General features: G+C 60.1%; 16 protein-coding genes, 3 tRNA genes and 1 pseudogene. 2 read left to right on the plus strand and 18 right to left on the minus strand.

Annotated features, from left to right (window positions below):
- Positions 1–3 precede the first annotated feature (3 nt).
- The 4 genes from tadA to HGA39_01195 form a co-directional block, all read right to left on the minus strand.
- On the minus strand, positions 4–1,674 hold the full coding sequence (gene tadA / locus HGA39_01180) for a Flp pilus assembly complex ATPase component TadA (GenBank protein NTW27969.1): 1,671 nt from the start codon (positions 1,672–1,674) through the stop codon (positions 4–6).
- Positions 1,675–1,710: 36 nt separating this feature from the next.
- Positions 1,711–1,995, minus strand: a complete 285-nt coding sequence (locus HGA39_01185) for a hypothetical protein (protein NTW27970.1) — start codon at positions 1,993–1,995, stop codon at positions 1,711–1,713.
- Between the two features lie 61 nt (positions 1,996–2,056).
- Entirely contained in the window at positions 2,057–2,305 is a 249-nt protein-coding gene (locus HGA39_01190) for a hypothetical protein (GenBank protein NTW27971.1), read from the minus strand.
- 176 nt (positions 2,306–2,481) lie between these two features.
- Positions 2,482–4,566: an ABC-F family ATP-binding cassette domain-containing protein gene (locus HGA39_01195; GenBank protein ID NTW27972.1), complete on the minus strand. Its 2,085-nt coding sequence runs from the start codon at positions 4,564–4,566 to the stop codon at positions 2,482–2,484.
- 102 nt (positions 4,567–4,668) lie between these two features.
- On the opposite strand from HGA39_01195, the gene HGA39_01200 reads away from it, so the two are divergent.
- The gene (locus HGA39_01200) at positions 4,669–6,021 is read left to right on the plus strand and encodes an NAD(P)/FAD-dependent oxidoreductase (GenBank protein NTW27973.1); all 1,353 of its coding nucleotides are present in this window, start codon (positions 4,669–4,671) and stop codon (positions 6,019–6,021) included.
- Here the strand turns inward: HGA39_01200 and HGA39_01205 are convergent, their stop codons facing one another.
- The 8 genes and pseudogenes from HGA39_01205 to HGA39_01240 form a co-directional block, all read right to left on the minus strand.
- Complete coding sequence (locus HGA39_01205; GenBank protein ID NTW27974.1) at positions 6,022–7,182, minus strand: hypothetical protein; 1,161 nt, start codon at positions 7,180–7,182, stop codon at positions 6,022–6,024.
- Positions 7,183–7,309: 127 nt separating this feature from the next.
- The gene (locus HGA39_01210; GenBank protein ID NTW27975.1) at positions 7,310–9,145 is read right to left on the minus strand and encodes a S8 family serine peptidase; all 1,836 of its coding nucleotides are present in this window, start codon (positions 9,143–9,145) and stop codon (positions 7,310–7,312) included.
- Between the two features lie 397 nt (positions 9,146–9,542).
- Positions 9,543–9,881 (minus strand): annotated as a pseudogene (locus HGA39_01215) (DUF805 domain-containing protein).
- A gap of 183 nt (positions 9,882–10,064) precedes the next feature.
- A complete protein-coding gene (locus HGA39_01220; GenBank protein NTW27976.1) occupies positions 10,065–10,973 on the minus strand; it encodes an HD domain-containing protein in 909 nt (302 codons plus the stop codon).
- Positions 10,974–11,207: 234 nt separating this feature from the next.
- A tRNA-Val gene (locus HGA39_01225) sits at positions 11,208–11,282 on the minus strand.
- A gap of 33 nt (positions 11,283–11,315) precedes the next feature.
- On the minus strand, positions 11,316–12,296 hold the full coding sequence (galE, locus tag HGA39_01230; protein NTW27977.1) for a UDP-glucose 4-epimerase GalE: 981 nt from the start codon (positions 12,294–12,296) through the stop codon (positions 11,316–11,318).
- An 18-nt stretch (positions 12,297–12,314) separates the two neighbouring features.
- Positions 12,315–12,938, minus strand: a complete 624-nt coding sequence (locus tag HGA39_01235) for an N-acetylmuramoyl-L-alanine amidase (GenBank protein NTW27978.1) — start codon at positions 12,936–12,938, stop codon at positions 12,315–12,317.
- Between the two features lie 285 nt (positions 12,939–13,223).
- Positions 13,224–13,298 (minus strand) — tRNA-Ile (locus tag HGA39_01240).
- Between the two features lie 119 nt (positions 13,299–13,417).
- On the opposite strand from HGA39_01240, the gene HGA39_01245 reads away from it, so the two are divergent.
- Positions 13,418–13,492, plus strand: a tRNA-Asn gene (locus tag HGA39_01245).
- 60 nt (positions 13,493–13,552) lie between these two features.
- Here HGA39_01245 and rpoD read toward each other — a convergent pair.
- From rpoD to HGA39_01275, 6 genes are all read right to left on the minus strand, one after another.
- Positions 13,553–14,896: an RNA polymerase sigma factor RpoD gene (rpoD, locus tag HGA39_01250; GenBank protein NTW27979.1), complete on the minus strand. Its 1,344-nt coding sequence runs from the start codon at positions 14,894–14,896 to the stop codon at positions 13,553–13,555.
- Between the two features lie 24 nt (positions 14,897–14,920).
- Positions 14,921–16,747: a DNA primase gene (locus tag HGA39_01255; GenBank protein ID NTW27980.1), complete on the minus strand. Its 1,827-nt coding sequence runs from the start codon at positions 16,745–16,747 to the stop codon at positions 14,921–14,923.
- Between the two features lie 60 nt (positions 16,748–16,807).
- Positions 16,808–17,848 (minus strand): deoxyguanosinetriphosphate triphosphohydrolase, encoded by a 1,041-nt coding sequence (locus HGA39_01260; protein NTW27981.1) that lies wholly within the window; start codon positions 17,846–17,848, stop codon positions 16,808–16,810.
- A 24-nt stretch (positions 17,849–17,872) separates the two neighbouring features.
- A complete protein-coding gene (locus tag HGA39_01265) occupies positions 17,873–18,196 on the minus strand; it encodes a hypothetical protein (GenBank protein ID NTW27982.1) in 324 nt (107 codons plus the stop codon).
- Positions 18,197–18,265: 69 nt separating this feature from the next.
- Positions 18,266–20,998 (minus strand): pyruvate, phosphate dikinase, encoded by a 2,733-nt coding sequence (locus HGA39_01270; GenBank protein ID NTW27983.1) that lies wholly within the window; start codon positions 20,996–20,998, stop codon positions 18,266–18,268.
- Between the two features lie 108 nt (positions 20,999–21,106).
- On the minus strand, positions 21,107–21,925 hold the full coding sequence (locus HGA39_01275) for a kinase/pyrophosphorylase (GenBank protein NTW27984.1): 819 nt from the start codon (positions 21,923–21,925) through the stop codon (positions 21,107–21,109).
- Between the last annotated feature and the right edge of the window lie 4 nt (positions 21,926–21,929).

Below are 21,929 nucleotides of genomic sequence, written 5' to 3' on the forward strand. Positions count from 1 at the left end.
ATGCTAGGCCACGACCCTCGCGACTTCTTCGAGACTCGTGATGCCTTCGGCCACCTTGTCGAGGGCGTCTCGGCGAAGTGTGCGCATGCCCTTGGAGATAGCGAGTTCACGCAACTCCTCAGAGGGCGCGTTCTTGATGAAGAGACGTGTGAGGTCTTCGTCCATCTCCATGATCTCAAAGACAGCCTGACGACCTTTGTAGCCCGTCTTGCGGCACTGTTCGCACCCGACCGGGCCATACGCCTGAACGCTGCGAGCCTCATCGTTATCGAATCCGACAGCCACCAGTTCGTCCCAACTCGCTTTGACCGGCTTCTTACAGTGTGGGCACAGCACGCGCACGAGGCGCTGCGCGATTGAACCGATCAGTGCCGATGAGGTCACATACGACTCGACCCCCATATCGTTCAAACGCGTCAGGGCCGAGGGCGCGTCGTTGGTGTGGATCGACGACAACACCAAGTGTCCTGTCAGAGCTGCGCGAATCGCGATCGATGCGGTTTCCGCGTCGCGCACCTCGCCCACCATGACCACATCGGGGTCGAACCTGAGGATCGTGCGCAGCCCGGCAGCGAACGTGAGACCTATACGCGTGTTGACGGCCACCTGCGTAAGGCCCTCCATCCGGTACTCGATAGGGTCTTCAACCGTGACTATCTTGCGCGTCGGCAGGTTCACGTAATTGAGAGAGGCGTAGAGCGTCGTCGTCTTGCCGGAACCGGTCGGACCGGCGATCAGAATGGCGCCATAGGGCCGGGCGAGCATGCGCTCGAGAATCGGACGATTGTGCGTCGATAGGCCGAGGTCGTCGAGCTGATGAAACGATACCCCGCTGTTGAGTACTCGGATGACGATGCCCTCGCCGTTGGGCGTCGGTAGGGTTGCGACGCGCATGTCGAGCGTCATTTCGTCCATTTTGAGCGCGATTCGGCCGTCCTGCGGACGCCGGCGCTCGGTGATGTCCATGTCGGCCATGACCTTGACTCGGCTGAGAATTCCCGCTTGAGTCGACTTGGGAAGATTCGCCACATCCTGCAGGACACCGTCAATACGGTACCGAATTCTGAGTTGGTGTTCCTGGGGCTCAAAATGGATGTCGCTCGCGTTGTCCATAACCGCTTCGCGAATCAATTGATTGACGATCCTGACAACCGGGACGTCGCCTTCGACGACGATGCCCTCCCCCTCATCGGACTCCTCTTCCGCGACGTCGGCCGCCCCGAACTCCTGCATGACGTCAGAGGACATGCTGTATTTTTCGATCGCGTAAAGCACTTGCGTGGATGAGGCGACGACCGGATCGATCTTATAGCCTGTGCGAATGGCGGTCTCGTCAATAGCCTCCACATCAAGCGGATCAGACATGGCTAGGATCAGATGATCGCCATTGAAGCCAATGGGAATGATGTTACGGCGGCGTGCCACTCGAACCGGCAGGAGAGAAACGGCGCTTCGGTCGATTTCGGTCGCAGCCAGATTGACGTGGGGCAGCCCTTTCTGTGAAGCGAGTGCCTCGGCGATCTGATCCTCCGTCAGAACAAGCTGGTGTACCAAGATCTCGCCGATCTTGCCCCCGTTGGCCTTCTGCATGACCAGTGCGGAGTCGAGCTGCGCCTCTGTCACAAGTCCAAGTCGAACAAGCAGTTCGCCCATCTTCTCTCGGGTGTAGCTCACATCTCCTCCAAAGGGACTCGGTAAGGCAACCGCCGTCTAAGCGCGCTTCCGAAGGCGCGAAACTAACAACTCCGCTGCTACGAGCACTATCACCGTCAATGCGGTATCTGCCAAGAACATTCCACCATACGGAGTCTGAACACTGCGAACCCCGAATGGAACAACCATATACGCAGTCCACGCCAAGTACGACTTCATGACGTAGTGCGTTGACAATCCCCCGAGGAATGAAATCGTCAAGCGAACCGTAAGCAAGAGGGCCCACACCAAGAGGACATTCATGAACGTCGAATAGAACCCTTGTGCACGCGCGGAACTCACAAAGAGCCTCTCTCGATCACCGGAGGGACCTCTAAGTGAAAGTATGGCTCCACAGGGGCCTTTAGCGCAAAGACTCGAGAACGATGCTCTCAATCATGTGTGAGGCGATCTTCTTGGAATCGATTCCGCTGGCGCAAAGGTTCTCAACAGCCCGCCGGACGCGGTCGTCGCTGGTCTCTGGCGCGCTTTCGATCGCGAGGTAAACCTTCTCCATGAACTCTGCAGAATACTCAGATGACCCGATGCGGGTCCGTCCCGAATTCCCGGAACTGCCGGCGGTGGTCAGTATGTGCTCATATGCGTTCGTCATGGTACTGATATCGGCATCGCTCGGACACGACTTGATAGTCACAAACATGCCTGGAAAGAAATGCTGCCGAGAAAAAGGGGAGCCCCAAGGCCGGCACCTTGAGGCTCAGGGGTAAGGGGTTGCAAATGAATGCAACTCGATAGTCAGGTTATCATCGGCGCAGGGCGTGCGCAACCTCAGCGTGCCTTCTGATCCACCTTGTTTTGAGCGTCACTCTCGGCCTCGGCAAGTGCTAGCCACTCTTCCTCAAGCTTCGGAATCGACACCTTCAGCGTCGCGTATTCGGTCATAGCTGCGTCGAACTTCTTCGTGTCGGTATAGAGAGCAGGATCCGCCATCATCACGATGAGTTCGTCGTATCTGGCTCGTGCGGTCTCGAGTCTACGTTCGACTGCCTGCAGACCATCTGTGGCGCCGCGCGTTTCGCGATGGACCCGATTTCGGGCCTCCGCCTCGGCTCGTTTCTGTTCCTTGCTCTTTGGCCCGCCGCCCTGCGTCATAACCGGTGGTGGCGTAGCGGCTACAGTGCCGGTTTGGTCGTGTATCCTGCGCGGAGCTTTCTCGCTCTTGCTACTACTCGAAAGCACAGAAAGGGCCGGCTTGGCGGCTCCCTTGGCGGGTGTGCCTGGCGCGGGGAGGCCCTTCTCTTTCGCCTCACGCTCGGCGACCTTCGAAAGGTAGTAGTCGTAGTCACCGTCGAATGCTGTGATGCGTCCGTCGCGAACTTCGATGGTCTTGGTCGCGATCGCTCGAATCAGGTGGCGGTCATGAGTTATGAGGACGATGGTGCCCTGATAGCGCTTGAGCGCCTGTTCGAGGACGTCGGACGATGTGATATCGAGGTGGTTGGTGGGCTCGTCGAGGCACAGAAGCGGTGCAGGTTTCACCAGCATCTTCGCCAGCGCAAGCCTCCCCTTCTCCCCTCCCGACAAGACGCGAACCTTCTTCTTGACGTCATCACCATTGAAAAGAAACGCGCCGAGAAGACTGCGGACCTCCGATTGAGTCCACCCGGGCGTGGTATCGTCGAGCTCCTGGTACACGGTCTTGTCGAGGTGCAACGCTTGCAACTGATGCTGAGCGAAGTACGAGACCTCGACGTTCTGGCCCAGCACACGCGTGCCGGACGTGGGCTCAAGAACGCCGGCGATCATTTTCAGCAGCGTGGACTTGCCGGCGCCGTTGGGGCCGACCAGCGCTATCTTCTCGCCGCGCCACAAGGAGAGATCCAGCCCGGTGTAGACGGCCTTGTCCCCATACGACTTACTGACGCCTTCGAGCTTGAGTACAAGATCGCCCGTCCGCGGAGGTTGAGGGAACCGAAACTTCACGGTCTTGCGCTCGGCAGGAAGCACGATGCGCTCGATCTTGTCGAGTTTCCGCTGTCGATCCTGCGCCTGCTTCGCCTTCGTGGCCTTGGCGTGGAAGCGCTCGACAAACGCCTCAAGGTGAGCGATCTCCTTCTGCTGCGCCTCGAATGCGACTTTCAGCTGCTCCAGGGCAAGTTCGCGTGCGGCCTGGAATTGCGTATAGCTACCTTTGTAGACGGTGATCTGCCCGAGATCGATCTCGGCAACGTGGTCGGCCAATGCCTCCATAAACGCGCGGTCGTGGCTCACGAGCAGGATGGCGCCGTCGTAGGAGCGAAGGAAGCTCTCAAGCCATGTGACAGACTCGAGATCCAAGTGGTTGGTGGGTTCGTCGAGCAACAATACATCAGGCTGGCGCAGCAGAAGCTTCGCCAGAGCCAAGCGCATCTGCCAGCCGCCTGAGAACTCCGCAGTCATCCTGCTGAGATCTTCTTCCTTGAAGCCGAGCCCGAACAGCACAGCGCGTGCGCTGGCCTCGATACCGTAGCCTCCCAGTGCTTCGAATCTCTCGTGCAGGTGGCCGTACTCTTCCAGCAGCTCCTCTTGGTCCTCGCCAGGCTCGCTGGCGGCGAGTTCCTCCTCAAGCAGACGCAGACGGTGCTCGATTGAGGTGACGTGCTCGGCGGCGGTCATTGCCTCGGCCAGCACCGTCTGGTCGGCCATCTCGATGGCTTCCTGCTCGAGGTAGCCCACGACGGCACCGCGCGCCAACGTGACCAGGCCGGAGTCGGGATCCTGTTTGCCCGCGATGATGTCGAGCAGCGTGGTCTTCCCCGCGCCGTTTGGGCCGACCAGCGCCACGCGGTCGCGTACGCCAACGCGCAAACGCGCGTCCCGGAAGAGGTCACGCGCACCGAACGATTTGGTTATGTTATCGATTGAGAGGATCACGGCGGTACAGTGTAGCAGACCCCGCCGCACGGTTACTCCTGCATCACCTCGGGCATTCTCTTCTCAGAGCAACTAACGCCGAGAGCGCGCAGGAGGTCTCACGTGACTGGCAAAGGCACCGTTGTGGTGATCGGGTCCGGTGCGGCCGGAAGGGCCGCTGCAAGGTCGCTGGCGTCCTTCGGGTGGAACGTCACGATCGCCGAGAATGACCGGGTGGGTGGCACCTGCCTGTGGCACGGCTGCATCCCGAAGAAGGTCCTCTATATGGCCGCCTCCTCGGCGAGGGACGCTCGGCGCGCGGCGCAGTTCGGAGTCGCGTGCGAGGAACCGAGGGTCGACTGGCAAGAGACGCTCGCATGGAAGTGGCACGCACAGGAAACGTTCGCCGGAGACCAGAAAGCGGCACTGGCATCCCGAGGCATCACGCTCATTGAAGGCACCGCCCAGTTTGCATCGGACACGGAAATCGAAGTGGGAGACAGACGGATTCGGTTTGATCACGCCGTCATCGCGACCGGCGCCGAGCCGATCATGCCGACCATACCCGGGATCGAGTTCGCCGACAGTTCAGCGGAAGCCCTCGGCTATCCGGAACTGCCTGAGTCCATCGCAATCATCGGGGCGGGTTTCATAGCTCTCGAGTTCGCAGGAATCTTCGCCTCACTGGGCAGTGACGTAACCGTCATCGCCCGCGGTGACCGCATTCTTCGTGCGCTTGACGACGAACTCGCCGACATTGCACGCCGACGCCTTTCAGCACTCGGCGTGAAGTTCCTCCTGCAGACTGCCACCGAGGCAATCGTGCGGGAAGGCGACGGGTTCGGCGTGCGGCCCACGACGCAAGATGGTCCCGAAACCACGGTCCGCTGCGCACGAGTCCTTTCGGCCGTCGGGCGAAGCCCTGCGCTTGGTGATCTGCGAATCGACGCTGCGGGCATTGTGCGAAACGAGAGTGGCGACCTCGATCTCACTGCCGCACTCCAGACCTCGAACCCGCGCGTGTGGGCATGCGGCGACGCTGTGGGAAGGATGATGCACACACCCGTTGCATCAATGGAGGGCCGGCTCGTCGCCATGTCGATCGAAACCGGAACGCCTATCGCCCCCGACTACGGCGTCATACCCGTCGCCTGTTTCACGGTTCCGCAACTGGCCAGCGTCGGCCTGACTCAGGCAGAGGCGGAGGCCGAAGGCATACCCATGAGAGTCAGCCGCACGCTCTCCCCCGACCTCGGCGCGGCGGTAATCGACGATGAACGTGACACTCTCACCAAACTCATCATCGCCGAGAAGGACGGTCGTATCCTTGGCGCTCAAATCGCCGGGCCCACCGCCAGCGACTCGATCTTTGCCGCCGCAATCGCCGTCAAGGCGCAGATGACCGCCAAGCAACTGCGAGACGTGCCGGGAGTGCATCCGTCGTATGCCGAAGGTGAGTTCTACGCGGCCTGGTAGCTACAAACCGATGTAGTACGCGATGCCCTCGAAGTTATACGTGGCGCTGTAGTTCAAGATGGTGTTGTTGGCCTCTTGGAGCGAAACAGTGTAGAAGTGGCTTCCGTTCTTCTTGTTGTAGAAGCGGTAGACGGGAGAACCGCCCGTTGAGGTCATCGAGACATTGTATGCCGGACCCTCGAACCTGTAGGTACTCGACCAGTTGGCAATTACCGTGTCACGCTCTTGCGCGCTTGCGGTGTAGAAGTGGCTGCCGTTCTTGACGTTGTAGAAACGGTAGAGAGGCACACTGTTGGCCGTATTCGATGCGTTGACCGAGTATGCGGGACCTTCGAATGTGTAGGTCGCGGACATAGTATTCATCACGGTGTAGCGCTCAAGTTCTGATCCAGTATAGAAGTGGCTGCCGTTGGTCTTGTTGTAGAAACGATAGACAGGCTTCAATGCTGGCGAAGCCAACGGGTCGCCGAAGAACAACATGTACTGGTTCCATACGCTCTGCTGCGGATAGTACGGAGTGTAGGTGTAGAAGTTCCAGGTCGGCTGATTCACCGGTGTTATCAGAATGTAGGCCCCGTCAGGGTAACTCCAGACCAGCTTCTGCTGTCCGGGTTGCCACTTGTAGGAGCCGGTCGTGCAACCGAGCGTTTGGGCGCCGGTCCACACCTGGTCCCCGAAACCCGGATGCCTGTCCGGGCTGCCTTCATATACGCCACAGCCCATGGCGTTCGTCAGATGATAGTCGGTTCCATAGGGGTCGGATGCGCTCGCCGTATGGAAAGGCTGCGTTATGAGGGACTGCTCTTTCTGTAACGTCGCAATGATGAGCTTCGGATTGACGTTCCAGTACCCCGCGGCCTCAGCGATGATCTGTGATGCTGGCTTGATCACCTGACTGTGAAGTCCGTTCGGTCCCCCCTCGGCACAAGAGTAGGACTTCAACACGCCGTTCTGAGTCTCGAGGAATGCCTGAATCTCAGCCTGAGACATCGAGTAACCGGCACGCCAGTTCTCATCGGAGATGATGTAGAGAGGATTGAAGGTAGCAGCAAATGCCTTTGTCGTTCCGAATGCCAGGATCCCTAAGGCCAGTGTCGCGGCGATCAATCCGAGCCTGACGACCACACTGCGACGCGTTCCTGCTGACACAAATGAATTCATCTGGAAACCACCTTACGAGCTTCTGTGCACGCTTGCTAGGACGAAGAGCGCGACTGCGGCACTCCCGTGAGTATACATCGGTCGTTCGGACATGGCACCTTAGCTTTGGTAACGCCTAGCCATCGGCCTACTGCCCGACGTAGTAGGCGACACCTTCGTAGCTGTAGATCCCAGGGTAGTTGGCGATGACATTGTTCCGCTCGAGATCCGACGCCGTGTAGAAATGCGTGCCGGTTTGTACGTTGTAGAAACGGTACACGGTCAACGCATTTGCCGGAGTCATCGAGACGTAGTATGCGACTCCCTCGAGCCTGAAGACCGTCGGATAGTTGGCCAGTGCACTGTTCTTTTCGTCCTCTGACGACGTGTAAAAATGCGTCCCTGTCTGCATGTTATAGAAGCGGTAGAGAGGTACGTTGTTTGCGGCATTGGAGGAGTTGATCGAGTAGGCGGCTCCCTCAAGACGATAAACCGACGAGTAATTCGCAAGGACCGTGTTCTTCTCATCTTCGGATGCCGTGTAGAAGTGCGTCCCGGTGTTCATGTTATAGGAACGATAGACACTTACCAAGGTTGGCGGCGAGACAAGGGCCCGATACGCCGCCTCCATGTTCACTTCACCGTACCCATAGAGGTCATCGCGGCCAGCAGTGCCGAGGTCCGTAGCGGTATTCTGTACCAGGGCCACTACCTGCGCATTGGTCATCGACGGCATTCCCCGCCAGATGTAGGCGATGGCACCCGCAGCTACCGGAGCAGACGCGCTCGTACCGTAGAACGCCGTGTCACCGGACGGTGTAGCAGCGTACACGGCTTCACCGGGGGCGCAGATGTCGACGCTCGGCCCGTAGCTGCTGAAGCTCGACTTTCTCACGCTGCCGACGTAGATTCCCACCGATGCCACGCTGACCACGTTGTTATACGCAGCGGGATACACCGGGGTGGATGAGTTGTTGTTGCCAGCGCTCGCAACGACAACGGCTCCTTTCCCCCACGCGTAGTTGACAGCAGCTTGACCAATGTCGGAGCGCCCGTAGCCGCCCTGCGAGATGCTGATGACCCTGCAACCATCGTCAGCTGCGCCAATAATTGCGGCGATGAGCTGACTTTCCAAGATGCATGTCTGCCCGGCGACATAGCCGTTCAGCGCCGTCGTGCACAGCCCCGCGTCCTTGTAGACGTAAACAGTGGGGTTCCATCCCACGCCGATGGTGCCAATGCCGTCTACAGGCGAGCCGATGATGGATGCAACAGCCGTTCCATGCGTGGAATCATCCGGAGGGACAGAAGGCGCGGAGGGAGTGACGTCACTATCTTGTATCACCGTGAGTAAATTCGTCGAAGTCTCGAAGCTGACACTGTCGCAATAGTCCCATTTCCCGATCACGTTTCCGCCGGCGAAGTCCGGTGACGTCAGATACACACCCGTGTCGATGACGCCTACTTTGACGTCGTTGGCAGTACCACGCAGGGGATACGTATCTCCGTTTCCGAGCGCCCACGCACCGTCGGCCTTGACACTCCGCAGCCACCAGGACTTCGTGTACACCCCTTGCGCATACATCGTCGTGTCGGTCCACATGCTCTCCGTGGGCGGCGTGTAGGTCATCGATTGAAGAATGTAGTTGGGCTCGGCGTACTTCACGTTTGGTGACGCGAGAAGCTCACTCGCGTACTGGGCGTCGGTGAGTCCGGAAGGCGTGCTGAGGGTGTAGACACCGAAGCCCGTATTCACTGCGGTCGCTTCTGTGCCGTCGGCCACCTGTATGGATTGTGCGCTGGAAGCCGCGCTGAGAGCATCTTCAAACATGACCACAACGCCAAGGGACTGAGGCTGCTGGCTCGCAGCCATTGTGGCAATGCTCGGCGTGCTAGCCGAAAAGGCCGCAGTCGCAGCAAGCGGCCGCACAGCGAATGTGGCCACGACGAGCAGAATTGCAACAAGCGCCGCGCTTCGTTTCATGCTGGGCATACTCTTCCTTGAATCATCGTCGGAGAACCCACCAAGCTATCTTCCCTCGGCAGTAGTATCGGTACGCAGAAGCCGTGCCATGAGCGCCTACTCAGCCGGAACACGTATCGGATGCATCAAGAGCAGAAACAAAAACGGCGCCCCTTCGAGCATCTCCATGCGGGAGCGCGAAGGGGCTGCCGATTGTCCTCCAAGCGTTGGCAGGCCAACCCACCAGCGCGATTGCTTCTTTCTACGGTTGCACGGGATCAGTTGACGCCACGCCGGCATCCGAGACGTGGCTGGTCCAGACGCTAGAGTCCCAATACCGCATCTCATGCCTGCCGGTAGGGTCCTTGTACCAACCGGCCGGAACGCTTGCGGCAACCGGACCTCCCGCAGAAGCGAGCTTGGGGCTCGGCCCGTACTGGTTTTCACCTGGCTGTCCCTCTGTCGCAAAGAAGATCAGAAGGATAATCCAGCCCACAAGAGGAATGAGGCCAATAAACCACCACCAGCCGCTGCGATTGGTGTCATGGAGCCTGCGTACGCCAACGGCGAGGCTGGGCACGAAAACGGCGAGGCCATACAGGCTGCCCAGCACACCACCAGAGCCAACGATGCCGTCGACAATGGAAAGCACGATCGAAGCAAGGAAGTTGAAGAGCGCGAACATCCAGAACTCCGTGCGGCGTGCCCGACCACTGAACACCGCGTACTTCTTGAATACTCCCAAGTACCAGTCCATGCCTACCCCCGTCTAGTCGTCCTGCCCCAGCCCTGCATGGTCCGCAGGCGAGCTTACCTTGCAATATAGACTAGCACTTTTCGAATGCTCGCTATCTCGATCTTCTCATGAACTCACGTCCGAATGCGTACCGGCCGGACCACTTCAATTCCGAGGGTCCTGTCACCATCGTCTGCGACGAAGTCATCGCGGTATTCCCACTTCGATATCGCCGGACATCCTTTCGAACGTGAGACCACATTCCTCAAGCTCCTCAATGAATGCGTGACAAACGGTTTCATCGTATAGCGTCCCCACACCTTGCTCTATCTCGGCGCGAGCCGCTTCCACTCCCAGTGCAGGCCGATAGGGTCGCTCAGACGAGATCGCTTCTGCCACATCGGCGACCATGAGCACCTTCGCACCCATGAGGATTTCTTGAGCCTTTAGACCACGCGGGTATCCCGAGCCGTCACAGCGTTCATGGTGCTGATAGACGAGTTCAACCACATCCCCAGGAATATGAGCATGCGACAATATGTCGTAACTCGCCTGAGCATGCTCGTGAATCATCCCCAATTCACTTGGCGTGAGTCTGCCTGACTTGTTCAGAATCTCGAAGGGCACCGCCATCTTGCCGACATCGTGTATCGTTCCGGCGATTTCGATATCGGCCACTTGCGTCTCCTGCATGCCCATCCTTCGAGCGATTGCCACTGCCAGGGCACTCACACGTTGCTGATGGCCGGCTGTATAGGGATCTCGCATTTCCGTGACTCTGCCGAGCACCTTGACAGTGGACTCGAATGCGTGCCTAAGCTGGTGCTCACTATCTTCAAGCTGATCGACCACCCGCTGAATACGAGCAAAATAGTCTCTAACCAACACGAACAGTAGTCCCGAGGTTACGGCAACGAACACCACTCCCTTCGCGACTGAGACTCCTGTAAGCAGGTTCGGGTTCAATGTCCACACCCGGGCCACAACATCCGAGATCAGAATCCAGATAGTTGCAACAACGGCGTACGTCGCCACGATTCTGGTGACACTTCCTGAACTGCCAAGTTCGCCAAGAACGGATCGGCGTCCCGACCTTGCTGCCACCTTCCCCATGAGGCCCAGCTTCCCTCCAGTCAAGGGCGACCACAGCTTCGTCTTGGGGCGGCCCGCCACAACAACTTACGGTAATCATCCCCGAGGTAAGACAGAACGAAGCAGGTCAGCGCGGTGCTAGATGTGATTCAGTTCGATCTGTACCATCTTGACCACGGCGATATAGTGTCCTACCAGCTAAAACGCCCCTTCGAGTATCTCCGGAGAGACCCCTCAGGGGCGTTTCGTTTCCAATGGTGGGCGATGTAGGATTTGAACCTACGACTTCTTCCGTGTGAAGGAAGCGCTCTCCCCCTGAGCTAATCGCCCATCTGTACCGCTTTCAAGCGGCAAGCAGTGATTCTAGCGGTAGCCGTCCGGGTGTTCAAGGTGCCAGCGCCATGCATCTCCGACGATGTCGTCCAAATCGCCCCTTTGCGGGCGCCAGCCGAGCTCTCGGCCGGCCTTCTCGGCAGACGCGATGAGCATCGCAGGATCGCCTGCTCGGCGCGGCCCGATCAGGACTTCAACGTCTCGCCCGCTGACGCGCGCACAGGCGCTGACCACTTGCAGGTTGCTGTAGCCCTGCCCGTTGCCAAGGTTGTAGACACCACCTGCGCCACCCGCTCCGACTCTCTCCAGGGCGATCCGGTGCGCGTTGGCGAGATCCAGTACGTGGATGTAGTCTCGAACGCAGGTGCCGTCAGCAGTGGGATAGTCGCCTCCAAACACCTCAAACCGCTCCTGCCCACTCCGCAAAGACGTCAGAATACGCGGAATGATGTGGGTTTCGGGGTTGTGCGCCTCGCCGATAGACCCGTCGGGCCATGCTCCCGCCACATTGAAGTAGCGGAACCGGATCGCCCTCAGTCCGGCGCTTGCGGCTCGCTGCTCGAGTATCTCCTCGAAAGCCAGTTTGCTAGCGCCGTACGGGTTGATAGGCCGGGTGGGCGCGTCCTCGAAAATCGGGACGCTATCGGGCTCGCCATAGGTCGCAGCCGTAGAGGAAAACACGATTGCCGAAACGCCGCTTTCCTCCATCACGTCGAGCATCACAGTCGGCTGGGTGGTATTGGCAGCAAAGTACTTCTCGGGATACGCGACCGACTCGGCGACCTCGATGTAGCCCGCCAGATGCATTACGGCATCGCAACCGGGCAAAACGCGCTCCAGGGCTTCGCGATCACCAACCGAGCCTGAAACGAGTTCGGCTCGAGGATCGACCGCCTCGCGATGCCCGCGCTCGAGCGTATCCAGCACCACACACTCATGACCCGCATCGAGCAACACCCGAGTGGTGATCGAACCGATATAGCCGGCACCGCCGGTGACCAAGAACCTCACACGAACTCCTCTCGACCGCTACCTGCCGATAGTCTGCAGGTAGGCCACGACTCCGTCTGCGATACCCTCAGCGATCTTGTCCTGATACTCGGAACTGGTCAGAAGCCGATCCTCTGTGGGGTTCGACTGGAACCCCGTTTCGACCAGAACCGATGGCACTTGCGCCCAGTTGAATCCGATCAGATCTCCGCGCCCCACTACGCCCCTGTCACGTGCGCCGGTTTCGGCAGTGACGCTCTGCTGGATGAGTCTCGCGGCATTCACACTGGCCGCGGCAAACGAGTGTGTCCACTGGTTGTCGGCGGGATACAGCGCGGATATTCCGGCTAGGGAGCCATCCGTGCTGCTGTCGGCATGAATCCTCAGGAAGAGATCTGCATGAGCGGCGTTCGCGATGTCGGCGCGCTGAGCATTTGTGAGCGCTACGTCGTTGGTCACGCGCGTCATGACCACCACGACGCCGGCCTTCTCCAGCCGCGCTTTCAGGTTCATCGAGATAGCAAGGTTGACCTGATACTCCGGAACGCGTGTGACGACGCCTGTGGCCCCTCCGCCGTCGCTGAGCATCATCTGTGTCGAACCGGGGCCGAGAGGCTCTGTCCGCCCGTCTGTGCGCGCCTGGTGGCCCGGATCGATGCACACAACGTAGGTTCTCTGCGGCACCTCGGCTGGTTGAGTGACACTGGCCGCGGGGGCAGAAGTTGTGGCGGCCGATGCCGTGGCATCCGCCGAACCAACATTGGGCTGTGACCCGACCGCCGTGTTGGATGCCTGGCCCCCGAATTGGCAGCTAACGACGCTGACCGTCGCGAACGCCAAACTCAGCGCGCACAACGCCAATCGTAGTGACCGGCGTCTCGAGAGTGCGTTCTTACCGCACCCCGCGATTCCGTGAGTCGTCAACTTGTTCAGAAGAGAGTCCTTCATTGGTGGGCCCGGTAGGATTCGAACCTACAACCAAGGGATTATGAGTCCCCTGCTCCACCATTGAGCTACGGGCCCGTGAAGTCACGTCGTAACGCAAGATTCTAACGTATCTTGGACCCAATCGGTTGCAAACAACCGGCCCGATTCGTATATACTGTCGTCTCGCGCCTCGCAGAAGGCAAGATGGTTTAGATTCCTCGGTAGCTCAATGGTAGAGCGTTCGGCTGTTAACCGAAATGTTGCAGGTTCGAGTCCTGCCCGGGGAGCCACACAAATCTAAAAAGGCCCCGCACAGCGGGGCCTTTTCTTATTCGTTGGAGAACATGACGCTAATCGAGATAGTCCTTCAGACGGCTCGACCGGCTCGGATGGCGTAGCTTCGAAAGCGTCTTGCTCTCGATCTGCCGAATCCGCTCGCGGGTCACACCAAACTCCCGGCCGACCTCCTCGAGCGTCCGAGGATGGCCGTCAACTAGGCCGAACCGCAGCTCGATCACCTTGCGCTCGCGCTCGGCCAGTCCGTCGAGGACCTTGCACAGCTGCTCCTGCAGCATCGAGAAGCTCGCCGCATCCGGCGGCACGACAGCTTCGCCGTCCTCGATGAAGTCGCCAAGCTGGCTGTCCTCCTCCTCACCGATGGGCGTCTCAAGCGACACCGGCTCCTGCGAGATCTTGAGGATCTCCCGCACGCGATCGGCGGTCATCTCCATCTTCTCGCCGATTTCCTCGGGAGCAGGCTCGCGGCCCAGTTCCTGGAGGAGCTGGCGCTGAACGCGAATGAGCTTGTTGATCGTCTCGACCATATGCACGGGAATGCGGATTGTGCGGGCCTGGTCGGCAATTGCGCGCGTGATCGCCTGACGGATCCACCACGTAGCGTACGTCGAGAACTTGAAGCCCTTGGTATAGTCGAACTTCTCGACAGCACGGATCAGCCCGAGATTGCCCTCCTGAATGAGGTCCAGGAAGAGCATCCCTCGACCGACGTAACGCTTGGCGATCGAGACGACGAGGCGAAGGTTCGCTTCGACGAGCTGCTGCTTGGCGTCTATGCCCACTTGCTCGATCCGAGACAACCGGCGCTTCTCGGGGCGATCGAGCGTGACGTTGTTGTCAAAAGCGTCCTCAAGACGCTTTCCGGCTTCAAGTCCGGCCTCAATCTTCATTGCAAGATCGATTTCCTGCGCCGCTGTGAGAAGCGGTACCTTGCCGATCTCCTTGAGATACATCCGCACCGGATCGCCCGTAAGCGCCGTCACGGAGTTGAGGCTCTCGCGCTTCTTGGTTTTCTTCTTGCCGGTCTTGGGCGCGACCTTGGGGATCACGATATCGACGGCTTCGTCGCCGCCCAGCTCTGAAACCACGTCGATATCCACGATGTCGCCGTCCGACACGATCCGGACCGAACCCTCAACGTCATCGGGAACCATAAGGCCGTCGGTGCTCAGATCGTCAACGACCTCGATCCCGCTGTCGCGAAAGTGGGCGTAGACGTGCTCGAACTGCTCCTCGGTCAGATCGATATCTGACAAGGCTCCTTGGATCTCTTCCTCAGTGAGGTTGCCTTTCGACTTCCCCATCTTCGTGAGTGTCCGGACTTCGGCAAGCTCAAGTTCGGGAACGGTCTTCGAATCGATAGCGCTCTTTTTGGGTGTAGTGGAGTTTTCGGGCACGCTGACTGTCACGCCTCCAGATCCTTATCCGACATCTCGGGCTCCCCTGCGGTACTCATCGAGTTCACTTTGCAGCGCAGAGACCTTCTTAAACATCTCGTCATAATCAGCCTTTTCCTTGAATGATTCCGGCTGCCTCAGACGTCCCTTCCCTTCCGCAATGCGGCGCTCAAGCTCAAATTCCTTGAGTTTGACCGCCAAGTCGTGCTCAACCGCATCGACTTCCGAGTCATCGACAAGCAACGACGATCCGGAAATCGCCTCAACGGCGTGTGGAAACCGCTCTTCCAATGTGCCGATAAGTTCGACCGCACTCGCCTGAGGCAACGCATGCATCAGGACCTCAGCTATTTGCCTGCTGGTCGGGTCTGACAGCAGGTTCTCGGTAAGCAAGAACTGTGCCCTGCTTCTCAGAGACGGCTTGCGAACCAGCAACGCGAGCAACTCATACTCAACCTGGACCTCGCGCGTCAGCGACAAGCCACCAAATGGAGTAGTCCCTTTGCTCGCTTGAGCGCCCTCGTCCTGCTGAGAAGGATTCACTTTCATCGACGCCATGCGGCCGATGACAATGGCGGGCTCCGTGAACAGCCTGCCCGCTATGTAGCGGGCATACTCACGCGCGGTCTCGGACTCCCTGATCGGCACCAGAAGCTGCACCGCATCGCCCAAGGCGCGTTCACGCTGTTCGGGCCGATCGAGGTCCCATCGCGCAAGCCGACGGTCGATACCGAAGCGCAGGAGCGGCGTCGCGTCGGCGACAAGGTCCCTGACGGCCTCGGGACCCTTCTTCGACACGAGATCGGCGGGATCCATGCCCTCCGGGATCACTGCGGCGAAGAGATCTATCCGCGAACTCCCAGCTTCCATCGTGCTGTCCCGCCCGACGAACTCCACCGCCCGGTCGGCAGCGCGAAGCCCCGCTGCGTCGCCGTCGAACAGATAGACGACCCTCTTGGCAAACCGCGACAGCAGCCGCACGTGCTCGCGCGTCAACGCCGTGCCGAGCGTGGCCACCGTATTGGGAAACCCCGCTTGGTGCATAGCGATGACGTCTGTGTAGCCCTCAACGACGATCGCAGTACCGGTCGACGTAATGTGGGTCTTCGCACGGTCAATGCCGTACATGTTGGCCGACTTGTGAAAAACCGGCGTGTCCTGCGTGTTCAGATACTTCGGCTCGCCGGAGCCGAGTACTCGCCCGCCGAACGCGATAATGCGGCCCTGCAGATCGCCGATCGGAAACATCAGGCGTTCGTAGAAGCGGTCGCGCATCCGCCCGTTATCGCCCTTCATGCCGAGGTTTGCCTCGGTGATCTCTTCCGCCGAGAAGCCTGCACTCGCCAGGTGGGTCGAAAGAGCCGCTCGGCCGGGCGCATAGCCCAGCTTCCACACCTTCGCGACGTCGCTCCCGAACCCGCGGGTGGCAAGGTACTGGCGAGCCCCCTGCGACTCAGCGTCGCGCGACTTGGTGAGCATGTCATGGTAGAAGTCGGCTGCCGCCTCGCTCGCTGCCATGAGCCGCTCCCGCTGACCCCTCGGCGCGCCTCCGCTCTCCTCCACGATCTCGATGTGAGCCCTGTCGGCGAGCATGCGAACCGTGTCGGCGAACTCAGCGTTCTCGGCCTTCATCAGGAAGCCGAACACGTCCCCGCCCAGCCCGCAGCCGAAGCAGTGCCACAGCTGTGTAGCCGGATCGACCTTGAAGGATGGGGTTTTCTCGGCATGAAAGGGACAGCAGCCCCAGAAGAGGCGGCCCTTCTGCTTGAGCACAACACGCTCCGAGATCGTAGCGACAAGATCGGTTGCTTCGCGGACCCGGCGCACGTCGTCATCAGGTATGCGCCCCACGAAACACCCCCTTCGCCACCAGAAAGCCTTCACGATACACGAAAACGGTGCTCACGAGATCTAAACGAGCCATTTCTGTGGGACGAACAGGCGCTCGAACTCACGGATCGCATAGCGGTCGGTCATGCCTGCAATATAGTCGACAACGGCTTGGACACGCTGCGACCCCTCGACCGGCCGCTCGTCGGCAGGCATGTCCTCGGGATGCTCAAGGAAGTGCGCAAACAGCGACCTGACAACGGCGTTGGCCTTCGGTTCTTCTGCCTTTGCGCGGTCAGACAGGTAGACATGGTCGAATAAGAAGGCGCGCATCTGCATCATCGCATCCCAAACCAGCGGCGACATCCGGATCTCGCCCGCATCAGCCGAGGTGGTGATCATGTCGTTGATCATGGTGGTTATCCGCGTCGCGTGGTGCCGACCCAAGATGGCGACCGGCTCGGCCGGCAGGTCAGCATCGTCCAGAACCCCTGCGCGCACCGCGTCGTCGATGTCATGGTTCACATAGGCGATGCGATCGGCGATCCGCACGATCTGACCCTCAAGCGTGACAGGGATGTGCTCGCCGGTATGCCCCAGAATGCCGTCTCGGACTTCCCATGTGAGATTGAGGCCTTTGCCTTCGTATTCCAAGCACTCGACGATGCGTATTGAGTGGATATTGTGTCTGTACCGAGTGGGTGTGACCGACGGGTCCGAATTTGAAAGCGCCTGCAGTGCCTCATCCAAGGCGTCCTCGCCGGTGTGCCCGAACGGAGTATGGCCCAGGTCGTGACCGAGAGATATCGCCTCTGTGAGGTCTTCGTTGAGTCCGAGCGCCCGGGCAATCGACCGGGAGATCTGGGCAACTTCAAGCGTGTGCGTCAGGCGCGTACGGTAATGATCGCCCTCGGGTGCCAGAAACACCTGCGTCTTGTGCGATAGCCTGCGAAACGCCTTGCAGTGGATGATCCGGTCGCGATCGCGCTGGTACTCCGTCCGGTAGGGATCCAATGCGATGCTGACCTGCCGGCCACGGCTCTCGTCCGCGAAAGCCGCGAGCGGAGAGAACCGCACATGCTCTTCGACTTCAAGAACCCGTCGCGTCCTAGCCGTTGTCATCTACTCTGCCGCCACCCCTCGGCGCTATGCGCCACCAAATCCCGCACCTGCAACTGCCGCGAGGCCCCCGACCACTCCCAGAACGGTCCCGAGTACCCACATAGCCCGGTCCCCCATGAACTTGCTGAGCCACACACCCAACGCCGCGCCAACAGCAGCGCCGAGAATCGCCAGACCTACGGACGGGAACGAGAGCCGCCAGTCGAGCCAGAAACGCATCAGCATGGCCGAACCTAGCGCCGCCAGTAACCACGCGGCAAACCACGAAGGCCACAGTATCCGCCTGCGCTTCGAACGCCCGCGGATAAGCGGAGATCCCGGATCCTGCCAGAGCCGCGTGTTCTTCACGCGTTCACCCTCCATGAGGGACTTGGGGTCCCGGCCGTGTGAGACCGGGACCCGCCAGCGATGCGGATGCTACCTGTTGTCGGATCCCGGAGCGTTCTCGGCAAGCGACGCCTGCGCTGCGGCAAGGCGGGCCAGCGGAACGCGGTACGGCGAGCACGACACATACGTCAGGCCGATCTTGAAGAACGTCTTTACCGATTCCGGGTCGCCGCCATGCTCGCCGCAGACGCCCAGTTTGATCTTGGGGTTGGACTCCCGGCCCAGCGCGCAACCCATTTCGACGAGCTTGGCCACTCCGGCGTCCACGGTTTCGAACGGATTGCGGGCGAGAATCTTGCGATCCAGATAGCGGGGCAGGAACTTGCCCTCGATGTCGTCACGGGAGAAACCGAACGTCGTCTGCGTCAGGTCGTTGGTGCCGAAGCTGAAGAAGTCGGCGACCTTTGCGATCTCATCGGCCGTCACTGCGGCACGCGGGAGCTCAATCATCGTGCCGATCGGGATCTCGAGCGGACAATCGCTGGCCTCGGCGACCGAAGCGATGACAGCCTCCGTCTCGGCGCGCAACGTCTCAAGCTCGGTCACGACGGACACCAGCGGAATCATGATCTCCGGCTTGGGATCCATGCCCCGCTTCTTGAGCTCACATGTTGCCAGGGCAATTGCGCGGACCTGCATCCCGTAGAGCTCGGGGTACATGATTCCGAGACGGCAACCGCGAAGGCCCAGCATCGGGTTCATCTCGACCATCGAGTCGATCTGAGCGAGCAGCTTGCGCTTGAAAGACAGCTCGGAAGCCGGCGCACCGGCGCATTCGGCACGGACGATCTCGACCTCGAGTTCGCGCGGGTTGTCGAGGAACTCGTGCAGAGGCGGATCAAGCAGCCGTACGGTCACGGGCAGGCCGTCCATGGCCTCGAAGATGCCGAGGTAGTCACCAACCTGCACGGCGAGCAGCTTCGCAAGCTCGGCGTCGCGGCCGGCTTGGTCCTCGGCGAGCACGAAACTCTGGATGATGTCTTTGCGGGTGCCGAGGAACATGTGCTCCGTGCGGCATAGGCCGATGCCGGCAGCGCCGAACTCGCGGCCGAGGCGCGCGTCATCGGGCGTATCGGCGTTGGCGCGAACACCCATCGTACGGAACTCGTCGGCCCACGTGAGGATCGTGCCGAATTCGTCGGACACACTGGGTGGTACCAGCGCAACGGCACCCAGCACCACAGCACCGGTCGTGCCGTCGATGGAGATCATGTCACCTTCGTGCAGCTCGATGTCAGTGCCCGAAATGGTGGCGATCTTCTTCTCGGAGTTGATCTTGAGAGATTCAGCGCCACATACGCACGGCTTGCCCATGCCGCGGGCGACAACCGCCGCGTGGCTGGTCTTGCCGCCGTGGCTGGTCAGGATGCCCTGCGCAGCGATCATGCCGTGCAGGTCGTCCGGAGTGGTCTCCCAGCGAACCAGGATGACTTTGCGACCGTCGGCCGCAGCTTTCTCGGCATCATCGGCAGTGAAGACGATCTCACCCACGGCAGCGCCCGGACTCGCGTTTAAGCCCTTCGCGATCACGTCGTAGTTGGCCTTGGTGTCGAACTGCGGGTGAAGAAGCTGGTCGAGCTGATCCGGATCGATCCGCAGCACGGCTTCTTCCTTGCCGATAAGCCCCTCGTCGACCATATCCACGGCGATCTTAAGCGCCGCGCGAGCGGTGCGCTTGCCAACGCGGGTCTGGAGCATCCACAACTTACCCTGCTCGATAGTGAACTCGATATCGCACATGTCGCGGTAGTGGTTCTCGAGGGTCACGAAGATCTCCTCGAGCTGAACGGCGACTTCGGGAAGCGGGTTATGCAGATCGGCGATCGGGCTGGTGTTGCGAATACCGGCGACTACGTCTTCTCCCTGCGCGTTCACGAGGAAGTCGCCGTAGAACTCGCGAGTGCCGTCGGCCGGGTTGCGGGTGAAGGCGACTCCCGTAGCCGAGCTGTCGCCCTTGTTGCCGAATACCATGGCCTGCACGTTGACAGCCGTGCCGAGGTCATCGGCGATTCGGTAGAGTCGACGGTAGTCGATTGCGCGGCGGTTCATCCAGCTCTTGAAGACGGCCTCGATCGAGAGATGCAACTGAGCCTCGACGTCTTGCGGGAAGGCGACGCGGCCGTCAACGGCCAGCATCGGAAACTCTTCCGGCGAGACGCTGGTTGAGACAATCTCCTTGAACTGCGTGACCAGCCGCTCGAGATCCTCGGCGGACAGGTCCGTGTCATTGCGCACGCCGCGCGACTGCTTCATCGCGGTGATCGCATTCTCGAAATGATCGGCATCGACGTCGAGCACGACCTTCGAGAACATCTGGATGAACCTGCGGTAGCTGTCCCACGCAAAGCGCGGATTGCCCGTCTGAGCGATCAGACCCCGGACTGAAGTGTCGTTCAGGCCGAGATTCAAGATGGTGTCCATCATGCCCGGCATCGAGAACGGAGCGCCGGAGCGCACAGACACGAGCAGCGGATCACTGGGATCGCCGAGACGCTTGCCCATCTTGGATTCGAGATCGGCAACGTAGGTCGCGATCTCCTCGGAAAGCCCTGCCGGAAACACAGGCGGCTTGGCCGTGTAGTACTCCCAGCAGGCCTGACAAGTGATCGTGAATCCTGGAGGAACCGGGAGGCCGATATTGGCCATCTCGGCGAGGTTCGCACCTTTGCCGCCGAGGACGAACTTGAGGCTCTTGTTTCCTTCGGTACGGTTCTCACCGCTCATGCCTTTGCCGAAGGCGTACACACGCTTGGTTTCAGTCAATGCCCTCTCCTTTAGTGCCGGTTAACAGAGGCTGTTGAGCATGATAGCGCACGAGTATCCTCACGCACATGCATAAAGAGATTGCGATACGATAATCCGCCCGTGGTTTCAGTCTTGTATCTCAAGCGCACCATGCAGGTGCCTGATCACTTCCTGCGCGGTTTCCTCGATGGCACGGTTGTCGGTGCGGATGCTGAAACAGCCGATCTTGCGCATCAGCGCACGGGCTTCATCAAGTTCGTCCTCGATATCGTTACGCTCCGCATAGTGGGAAACGTACGTGCCGAGTTCGGCCATCCGCTTCGCGCGGATCTCCGATAGCACGTCGGGATCGCTGAGCAGCCCGAAGACTCGCCGCGGTTCGCAGTCGAACAGTTCACGCGGCGGGTCGGTATCGGGTGTCAGCGGTATGTTAGCAACGAGATAGCCTTTCAGCGCCAGGTAGATCGAAAGCGGTGTCTTACCGGTGCGTGACACGCCGATGAGCACGATATCGGCGTGCGTGAGATCTGCGGGGTTGCGGCCGTCGTCGTGGCGAATCGTGTACTCCATCGCCTCGATGCGGTCGAAATACTCCTCGTCGGGCTGCCTGATCGCGCCGGCCTCGCCGCGAGGGGCGCTCCCATGGATCGACCCCAGAAGATCGACCGCCGGACCAACGACGTCGACGCCGCGCACGCCCTTCTCGGTGACAAGCGCCCGCATCTCTTCGCGAAGCGACTGCTGCACGAACGTGTAGAAGAAGATGCAGTACGTTCCGCAGTGGGCTTCGACCATGTCGCGCAGCTGGGACGCCGAGGAGACTTTGGGCAGACGCTCGAGCACGAAGGCGCCACGCGGGAACTGCGAGAGAGCCGCGCGAGCGACCGCCTCGGCAGTCTCGCCCACGGAGTCCGACAAGATGTGAATCGTGATGGGACCTGCCATCGCG

The organism is Coriobacteriia bacterium (assembly GCA_013336165.1).
Taxonomy (GTDB): domain Bacteria; phylum Actinomycetota; class Coriobacteriia; order Anaerosomatales; family JAAXUF01; genus JAAXUF01.

Bases quoted from the DNA above. Each gene is read 5' to 3' on its own strand.
- HGA39_01190 (NTW27971.1), bottom strand. From the start codon at position 2,305: ATGACGAACGCATATGAGCACATACTGACCACCGCCGGCAGTTCCGGG.
- HGA39_01205 (NTW27974.1), bottom strand. From the start codon at position 7,182: ATGAATTCATTTGTGTCAGCAGGAACGCGTCGCAGTGTGGTCGTCAGG.
- HGA39_01210 (NTW27975.1), bottom strand. From the start codon at position 9,145: ATGAAACGAAGCGCGGCGCTTGTTGCAATTCTGCTCGTCGTGGCCACA.
- HGA39_01220 (NTW27976.1), bottom strand. From the start codon at position 10,973: ATGGGGAAGGTGGCAGCAAGGTCGGGACGCCGATCCGTTCTTGGCGAA.
- HGA39_01260 (NTW27981.1), bottom strand. From the start codon at position 17,848: ATGACAACGGCTAGGACGCGACGGGTTCTTGAAGTCGAAGAGCATGTG.
- HGA39_01275 (NTW27984.1), bottom strand. From the start codon at position 21,925: ATGGCAGGTCCCATCACGATTCACATCTTGTCGGACTCCGTGGGCGAG.